The following is a 7,758-nucleotide window of genomic DNA, read 5'->3' on the forward strand; positions in this document are numbered from 1 at the left end:
ATGCCAGCGCGCTCAGGCTGCGCATTCCCGACCAGCCGACGCCACCGCTCTATTCGGTCAGCCGCGGCACCAAGGTGCGTGTCTTCGTCGCCCTGCCGGTCGCTGTCGACGGCCAGGTCGCCGGCGTCGTCTATGTGTCGCGGACGCCCAACAACATCATCAAGCATCTCTATGGCGAACGCGGCAAGGTGACGTTGGCGGCGATCGCCATTCTCGGCGGCACGCTGCTCATCGGTCTCATCTTCCTGCGCACCGTCAGCCGGCCGATCTATGCGCTGATCGACCGCACCGAGCGCATCGCCGCCGGCGACCGCACGGCGATCCGGCCGCTCGACCACCACGGCACGCGAGAGATGGCGGAGCTGTCCGCAGCCTTCCTCGACATGGCCGAGAAGCTTCAGGCACGGTCGGACTCGGTCCAGACTTTCGCCACACATGTCTCGCATGAGCTCAAATCGCCGCTGACGGCGATCCAGGGCGCGGCCGAATTGCTGCGCGATTCCGGTGGCGCGATGGACGATGCGGAGCGGCGGCGTTTCTCCAACAATATCGTCACCGATGCGGGGCGGCTCAATCTGCTGGTGCGGCGCCTGCTCGACCTGGCGCGCGCCGAAAACCTGGCGCCGAGCGGCGAAAGCACATCGCTCGGTGCGGCACTGTCGCTGCTGCCCGTCGATAGCAGGCTCACGGTTAGCATCGGGGCCGGCGGCGACATCAGATTGCGCATATCGGCCGAGAACGCGGCTATCGTGCTGGCCAATCTCATCGACAATTCGGCCAGGCATGGCGCGACGCAGGTTTCTGTCTCCGCTACGAGCGCCGGCGGCAAGGCGAGCATCCTGGTCAGCGACGACGGTGCCGGCATTTCGCCGAGCAACCGGGCGCGCATTTTCGAGCCGTTCTTCACCACGCGGCGCGAACAGGGCGGCACCGGCATGGGGCTTGGCATCGTGCTGGCCCTCCTGAAAGCGCATGATGGTATGATCGCGCTGGTTGACAGCGAGCGCGGCACGCGCTTCGAGGTCATTCTGCCGGTGGCGTGAAGGACACTATCGGCCGGATCGGAGAGAACATGCGCTACGACATCGTCATCATCGGCGGAGCCATCGTCGGCTCCTCGGTCGCCTATTACCTGCGTGAGCAAGGGTTTTCCGGCACGATCGCGCTGGTCGAGCGTGATCCGCAATTCGCGCATGCGGCAACGACGCTGTCCATGGCCTCGATCCGCCAGCAATTCTCGATCCCGGAAAACATCCGCCTGTCGCAGTTCACGCTGAAGCTGTTCCGGCGGCTGAAGGAAGAGTTCGGGGATGACGCCGATATCGGCTTTCGCGAGGGCGGCTACCTCATCCTTGCCGGCGAGGACGGCTTGCCGATCCTGAGGAGCAATCACCAGGCGCAGATGGCCGAGGGCGCCGACATTGTGCTGGAGGACGCGGATCAGCTGGTGCGCCGGTTCCCATGGCTGTCGACCGAGGGCATTTCAGCCGGCGCCTATGGCCGCACCGGCGAAGGCTGGTTCGACGCGCATGCGATGCTGACGCTGTTCCGCAAGGCGCTGCGGCAGAAGAAAGTCGATTTCATCGCCGCAGATGTCACCGGCATCGCGCGCGATGGCAACCGCGTCACGGGAGTGAGCCTGGGCAATGGCGAGACGCTGGAGGCTGGCATCGTCGTCAACGCCGCCGGCCCTAACGCCGGCAAGGTGGCTGCCATGGCCGGGCTCGAGCTGCCGGTCGAGCCGCGCAAGCGCAATGTCTTCGTCTTCGAGGCGCGCGAGAAATATGCCGACATGCCGCTGCTGGTCGATCCCTCCGGCATCTATGTCCGTCCGGAAGGCTCGGTCTACCTCACCGGCGGCGCCGAACCGGAGGAAGGCGACTGCGCACCCGATCCCGGCGACTTCGAGGTAAACTGGCCACTGTTCGAAGAGGTGATCTGGCCGGTGCTGGCGACCCGTATTCCCGCCTTCGAGGCGATCAAGCCGACCCGTGCCTGGGCCGGCCACTACGACTACAACACGCTCGACCAGAACGCGGTGATCGGTCCGCATCCCGACGTCGGCAATTTCCTATTCGCCAACGGCTTTTCCGGCCACGGCCTGCAGCAGGCGCCAGCAGTGGGCAAAGCGCTGGCCGAGCTGATCGTGCATGGCGGTTATCGCACGGTGGATTGCTCGGCGTTCGGGTATGAGCGGGTGGCGGAGGGAAGGGCGTTCCGGGAATTGAATGTGATTTGAGCGGGCGAAGGGAAGGTCCTTTTTGACGCTGGCGCGAAGGATCGCCACGGTTGCGGAAGAGTATTTCGAGCGAGCCTCAGCCCTTGCGGTCGAACCAGAAGGCGTCGGCCATGCGCTTCATGCCGATACGTTCGTAGAAGCCGACGGCATCGGGCATGGAGATCAGGCTGATGGCGACCGATGGTCCAAGCTGCCGGCGCGCCTCGTCCATCAGGCCCTTGCCGATGCCGAGCCCCTGTGCCGATCGGGAAACGGCGAGTTCGGAGATGTAGCAGACCCAGGAGAAGTCGGTGATCGCCCTGATGACGCCGATCAGCGGCTTGCCCTGAATATCAAGGCGCGCGGTCAGCACCAGATTGGCGCCCGACAGCATCGCCCGCAGCCGCGCTTCATCATCGATCGGCCGTGTCTCGCCGAGGCCGGATTCGACCAGCACGCGACGGAATTCGGCGATGTCGAGCGCGGGTTCTCTTTCGTAGAGGACGTGTGCGTTTTCTGCCATGGCCGCCAGATTGCACCATCGGGCTGGCTTGTGCCACCATGCACGAACAGTTGCCTTTTATTTGCCGCCGGCTTTGTGTAAACCGGGCCTCAGCAAATTCCCCCGCAACGAAAACACGGGCAAAAACCATGGAAAAATTCACCAAGCTCACCGGCGTCGCCGCTCCGATGCCGATCGTCAATGTCGACACCGACATGATCATCCCGAAGGATTATCTCAAGACGATCAAGCGCACCGGGCTCGGCACCGGCCTGTTCGCCGAAATGCGCTACAAGGACGACGGTTCGGAAAACCCGGATTTCGTGCTCAACAAGCCGGCCTACCGCAAGGCGCAGATCCTGGTCGCCGGCGACAATTTCGGCTGCGGCTCCAGCCGAGAGCATGCGCCGTGGGCGCTGCTCGACTTCGGTATTCGCTGCGTCATCTCGACCTCGTTCGCCGACATTTTCTACAACAACTGCTTCAAGAACGGCATCCTGCCGATCACCGTCAGCCCCGAGGATCTCGAGAAGCTGATGGACGACGCCTCGCGCGGCTCCAATGCCACGGTGTCGGTAGACCTCGAAGCCAAGGAAATCCGTGGGCCGGATGGCGGCGTGGTCAAATTCGACCTCGACGACTTCAAGCGGCACTGCCTGCTCAACGGGCTCGACGATATCGGCCTGACCATGGAGAAAGCCGGCGCCATCGCTTCGTTCGAGAAGCGCAACGCCGAACAGCGCCCCTGGGCCTGAGCGGCGCGCTCCGGACGGGTGGATCTGGCCTTTCGGGCCGGTTCGCGGCGACTGAGTGGAGGGACAGTCATGACACGTTCGCTTCTTGCCGGCCTTTGCGGGCTGGCCTTGTTGCTGGGGCAAATCGCCAGCGCGTCTGCGCAGACCCAGACGCCCGCCACACAGCCGGCCCCGGCGACGGAGCAGCCGTCCGCCGATCAGGGGACGAACGCCGCCGATGCTTCCGATGACGACAAGCAGGCCCCGGTGCCATTCGAAGGCGGCACGCTGACCATCACCCAGAAGGAACAGTATGGCGAGAAGGTGCTTGCCTATGACGGCAAGCAGCTGGCCAGCAATTACGATGTCTTCTTCGACAAAATAGTCGAGGTCGGCGGCGTCAAGGTGGCGCTGTTCGATGTCGGCGACGGCGGCAACCAATGCGGGCCGGCGACGGTGATCGTCTGGAAGCCGGAAGGCGGCACGATCCAGAGCACCACTGTCGAGCAGGACCAGTGCGGCGCCCCGCCCTCGGCGGTGTCCGACAACGCCATCTATTTCGTGCCCTACCTGTTGCCGGGGGATGAGAAACCGGCTTTGCAATGGTCGCCGACCGACGGGCTGACGATTTCGGGCAATCTGACCTACATGCCGGAACCCGGCACGGACTGGAAGGACATCGATCCGGAAAAGTACCAGAACATCATCGACGCCTTCCACAATGAGGCCGTCTACAAGGAAGCGGAAAAGCTGCTCGGCAAGGACATGGCCGACATGGCGACCAGCCTGCTGGTCGGCGGCGGCACCGAAAAGACCGCTTCGGGCGCCTTCTACGCCAGCGGCTGCGTGCCGCATGATTGCGGCGGCAATGACGGCTTCATGGCGGTCGACCCGGCCCAGCACAGGCTCTATTTTGCGCGCCGCGGCGACAATGGCCAGCCGAACGCCTGGCCTGATGTGGCGACATGGCCGGCGGATGTGAAGGCGGCGTTGGACAAGGCGCTGGGGGCGGCAAATTAAAGCTTTAGCGTTGCGCAGCACCCCCTCGCTTTCGTCATCCTATGGTCTGCGCCGCGTCGCTACGCTCCTTGCTCCGCCATAGGATGACGACGGAAGGGATGCTTCAACCAATCTCGGAGGTTCGCGCTTCGCTTCCGGGATAACAGTTTGCCTGGCTTGGCCCACGACCCGCGCCGTTCCGCCTGCTAATGCTGGCCGACAACCCAAGCAAGGCCCCTCATATGCGCAAACTCATCTCCACCGGTTCGCCGTTCGAAAAGACCGCCGGCTATTCGCGCGCCGTGGTGCAGGGCGACTGGTGTTTTGTGTCCGGCACCACCGGCTACGACTATGCGACGATGACGATGCCGGAGACGGTGGAGGCGCAGACGCGCAATTGCCTGGCGACGATCGGCAAGGCGCTGAAGGACGGCGGCTTCGAGATGGCTGACGTGGTGCGGGCGCATTACTACATCACCGACCAGGCCTTCGTGGATGTAGTCTTCCCGATCCTCGGCGAGACGTTCGGTGACATCAGGCCGACAGCGACGATGATCGTCTGCCAACTCAACAAACCGGAAATGAAGATCGAGATCGAGGTGACGGCGCTGCGGCGCACGGCCTGAAGGGCGACCGACGATGAAAGTCCAGCGCATTGTTGCCAATATCGAGACAGCGGATGTCGCGGCGGCGAAGCGTTTCTACCACGATGTGCTCGGCCTCGACGTGCTGATGGATCTCGGCTGGATCGCAACCTACGGCTCGCAAGCAAAGATGGATGTCCAGGTCAGCTTCATGGCGCAAGGCGGTTCCGGCACGCCGGTGCCCGACCTCTCCATCGAGGTCGACGACGTGGATGCGGCGCTCGATGCCATGAAGGCGGCGGGCTTTGCCATCGAATACGGACCGGCCGACGAACCGTGGGGCGTGCGGCGCTTCTACGTCCGCGATCCGTTCGGTCGGCTGGTCAACATTCTCTCGCATCAGTGATGACGTATGCCGGCGGGACAGCGCCCCCCTCTGGCCTGCCGGCCATCTCCCCCTCAAGGGGGGAGATTGGATGTCGCCTCGGCGTTCGCCAATCTCCACGTCAGAAAGAAGAGGCGAAACGATAATGCTGCCAATCTCCCCCTTGAGGGGGAGATGCCCGGCAGGGCAGAGGGGGGCGCTACGGATCACCAACGAATCGGGTTATCCGTGATCGCTGCGTTCCTGCTTGCATGCAACTCGCTTGGCGTTTAGCAAGGCCGCGGTTCAAATCTTTCCAGGACGGTTTCTCCATGGCAACGAAGCATCTTTTCCTGCTCCCCGGTGACGGCATCGGTCCTGAGGCCATGGCCGAGGTCAAGAAACTGATCGCGGTCATGAACGACAGGCTCGGCAGCGGATTTGCCACCGATGAGGGGCTGGTCGGCGGCTGTGCCTATGACGCGCATGGCGCGGCGATCTCCGATGCCGACATGGAAAAGGCGATGGCGGCCGACGCGGTGCTGTTCGGCGCCGTCGGCGGTCCGAAATGGGATGCGGTGCCTTATGAAGTGCGCCCAGAAGCCGGCCTGCTGCGGCTGCGCAAGGACATGGAGCTGTTCGCCAATCTGCGCCCGGCCATCTGCTATCCGGCACTGGCAGCGTCCTCTTCGCTCAAGCAGGAGGTGGTCGAAGGTCTCGACATATTGATCGTGCGCGAGCTGACCGGCGGCGTCTATTTCGGCGAGCCCAAGCAGATCATCGACCTCGGCAACGGCCAGAAGCGCGGCATCGACACGCAGGTCTACGACACGTTCGAGATCGAGCGCATTTCGGGCGTCGCCTTCGAGCTGGCGCGGACCCGCAAGAACCATGTCACTTCGATGGAAAAGCGCAATGTGATGAAGTCGGGTGTGCTGTGGAACGAGGTCGTCACCCAGACCCACAAGGCGCGTTATGCCGACGTCAAGCTCGACCACATGCTGGCCGATGCCGGCGGCATGCAGCTGGTGCGCTGGCCAAAACAGTTCGACGTCATCGTCACCGACAATCTGTTCGGCGACATGCTGTCCGACATCGCCGCCATGCTGACCGGCTCGATCGGCATGCTGCCGTCGGCCTCGCTCGGCGCGCCTGACGCCAAGACCAAGAAGCGCAAGGCGCTGTACGAGCCGGTGCACGGTTCGGCGCCCGACATTGCCGGCAAGGGCATTGCCAACCCGATCGCCATGATCGCCTCCTTCGCCATGTGCCTGCGCTATTCCTTCGGCATGGTCGATGAAGCCGACCGCGTCGAAGGCGCGATCGCCGCCGTGCTCGACGCGGGCCTGCGGACGAAAGACATCATGTCCGATGGCATGACCGAGGTCGGTACGGTTGAGATGGGCGACGCGATCATCGCCAAATTCCTGGGCTGATACCGTGACGGTCGACGTCCGCTGGGCGACGATCGAGGACGCGACGACGCTCGCGGCCATGTTTTGCGAGATGGCGGAACATTATCGGCAACGGCCTCTCGATGCCGACCGGGCCCTGTCTGCGGCACGAAAATGGCTTGGCGAGGAAAGCCCGGCCTATCCGCATTTCGCGCTCGCCTTCATCGAGGGCGAGGTCAGCGGCCTGGCGTCGGTGGCGATCGCGCATCCCGGTATCGATCTCGAGCGGCTGCTGTTCCTCAAGGACCTGTTCGTGCGCGACAAAGCCCGCAACGCTGGTGTCGGCCGGGCGCTGATCGGCTTTCTCGCCGATCATTGCCTGCGCGAAGGCATCGGCCGCATCGACCTGACCAGCGAGGACTGGAACGAAGGCGCGCAGCGCTTCTACGACCGGCTTGGCGCAGAACGCCACGGCCAGAAGGTCTTTCTCAGGCTTTCGGGCGAGGCGCTGAAGGCGATCATCCCTAGACCCTGACGCCCGCCGGCACCGGTCCCCACTGGTTTTCGCGGGCCTGCGTCGGGATCAGCGCGAAGACCAGGATGATCAGGCTGCCGATGGTCGGGATCAGCACCACCAGATAAAGCCAGCCCGAGAGGCCGATGTCATGGATGCGGCGAACGGTCATGCCGAGGCTGGGCAGCAGTGTCGCCAGGACGAAGGTGCCGCAAAGGCCGACGGTTACCGCCGCCGATACGCTGCTGTCGAAATTGCCCATTTCGTTGTCGGCGAAAAGACCGATACCGCCGATGACAAGCAGCGAGACCACCCAGAACAGGAAATAACCCCAATATTCCTTGCGGCGGGCACGTCCGGCGAAATTGAAATAGTTCTGCGTCACGCCACGCCAGAAATAGCCCCAGAGATCGGTGGGCTCGGCCGGCCCGGAGGAACGGCCGAAATGC

At 63.7% G+C, this 7,758-nt stretch carries 10 protein-coding genes; 8 read left to right on the forward strand and 2 right to left on the reverse strand.

Annotation, left to right across the window (positions count from 1 at the left end; translation table 11 throughout):
• Positions 1 to 1,043: ATP-binding protein (locus tag EN994_RS10580; protein ID WP_127307525.1), on the forward strand; the 1,043-nt coding region annotated here is incomplete at its 5' end.
• Between the two features lie 29 nt (positions 1,044 to 1,072).
• A complete protein-coding gene (locus EN994_RS10585; RefSeq protein ID WP_063169568.1) occupies positions 1,073 to 2,239 on the forward strand; it encodes an FAD-binding oxidoreductase in 1,167 nt (388 codons plus the stop codon).
• Between the two features lie 76 nt (positions 2,240 to 2,315).
• Here EN994_RS10585 and EN994_RS10590 read toward each other — a convergent pair whose 3' ends face one another.
• Entirely contained in the window at positions 2,316 to 2,741 is a 426-nt protein-coding gene (locus EN994_RS10590; RefSeq protein WP_013528786.1) for a GNAT family N-acetyltransferase, read from the reverse strand.
• A 128-nt stretch (positions 2,742 to 2,869) separates the two neighbouring features.
• Between EN994_RS10590 and leuD the strand changes: the two genes are divergently transcribed.
• The 6 genes from leuD (at position 2,870) to EN994_RS10620 (ending at position 7,330) form a co-directional block, all read left to right on the forward strand.
• Positions 2,870 to 3,475, forward strand: a complete 606-nt coding sequence (gene leuD, locus EN994_RS10595) for a 3-isopropylmalate dehydratase small subunit (RefSeq protein WP_013528787.1) — start codon at positions 2,870 to 2,872, stop codon at positions 3,473 to 3,475.
• Positions 3,476 to 3,544: 69 nt separating this feature from the next.
• Entirely contained in the window at positions 3,545 to 4,474 is a 930-nt protein-coding gene (locus EN994_RS10600) for a hypothetical protein (RefSeq protein WP_013528788.1), read from the forward strand.
• Positions 4,475 to 4,695: 221 nt separating this feature from the next.
• Positions 4,696 to 5,079, forward strand: a complete 384-nt coding sequence (locus tag EN994_RS10605) for a RidA family protein (RefSeq protein WP_063169567.1) — start codon at positions 4,696 to 4,698, stop codon at positions 5,077 to 5,079.
• A gap of 13 nt (positions 5,080 to 5,092) precedes the next feature.
• On the forward strand, positions 5,093 to 5,443 hold the full coding sequence (locus EN994_RS10610; protein ID WP_063169566.1) for a VOC family protein: 351 nt from the start codon (positions 5,093 to 5,095) through the stop codon (positions 5,441 to 5,443).
• Between the two features lie 290 nt (positions 5,444 to 5,733).
• The gene (gene leuB / locus EN994_RS10615; protein ID WP_063169565.1) at positions 5,734 to 6,837 is read left to right on the forward strand and encodes a 3-isopropylmalate dehydrogenase; all 1,104 of its coding nucleotides are present in this window, start codon (positions 5,734 to 5,736) and stop codon (positions 6,835 to 6,837) included.
• 4 nt (positions 6,838 to 6,841) lie between these two features.
• On the forward strand, positions 6,842 to 7,330 hold the full coding sequence (locus EN994_RS10620; protein WP_063169564.1) for a GNAT family N-acetyltransferase: 489 nt from the start codon (positions 6,842 to 6,844) through the stop codon (positions 7,328 to 7,330).
• On the opposite strand, the gene EN994_RS10625 is transcribed toward EN994_RS10620, so the two are convergent.
• On the reverse strand, positions 7,320 to 7,758 hold a 439-nt coding region (locus tag EN994_RS10625; protein ID WP_164745864.1), incomplete at its 5' end, for a DUF805 domain-containing protein. The two genes, EN994_RS10620 and EN994_RS10625, sit on opposite strands and share 11 nt — an antisense overlap.

The sequence above is a fragment of the Mesorhizobium sp. M7A.F.Ca.CA.002.09.1.1 genome, assembly GCF_003998555.1.
GTDB classification, from domain to species: domain Bacteria; phylum Pseudomonadota; class Alphaproteobacteria; order Rhizobiales; family Rhizobiaceae; genus Mesorhizobium; species Mesorhizobium ciceri.

Excerpts from the sequence above, each read along its gene's own strand:
- EN994_RS10585 (WP_063169568.1), top strand. The coding sequence starts at position 1,073 with ATGCGCTACGACATCGTCATCATCGGCGGAGCCATCGTCGGCTCCTCG.
- EN994_RS10590 (WP_013528786.1), bottom strand. The coding sequence starts at position 2,741 with ATGGCAGAAAACGCACACGTCCTCTACGAAAGAGAACCCGCGCTCGAC.
- leuD (WP_013528787.1), top strand. The coding sequence starts at position 2,870 with ATGGAAAAATTCACCAAGCTCACCGGCGTCGCCGCTCCGATGCCGATC.
- EN994_RS10600 (WP_013528788.1), top strand. The coding sequence starts at position 3,545 with ATGACACGTTCGCTTCTTGCCGGCCTTTGCGGGCTGGCCTTGTTGCTG.
- EN994_RS10605 (WP_063169567.1), top strand. The coding sequence starts at position 4,696 with ATGCGCAAACTCATCTCCACCGGTTCGCCGTTCGAAAAGACCGCCGGC.
- EN994_RS10610 (WP_063169566.1), top strand. The coding sequence starts at position 5,093 with ATGAAAGTCCAGCGCATTGTTGCCAATATCGAGACAGCGGATGTCGCG.
- leuB (WP_063169565.1), top strand. The coding sequence starts at position 5,734 with ATGGCAACGAAGCATCTTTTCCTGCTCCCCGGTGACGGCATCGGTCCT.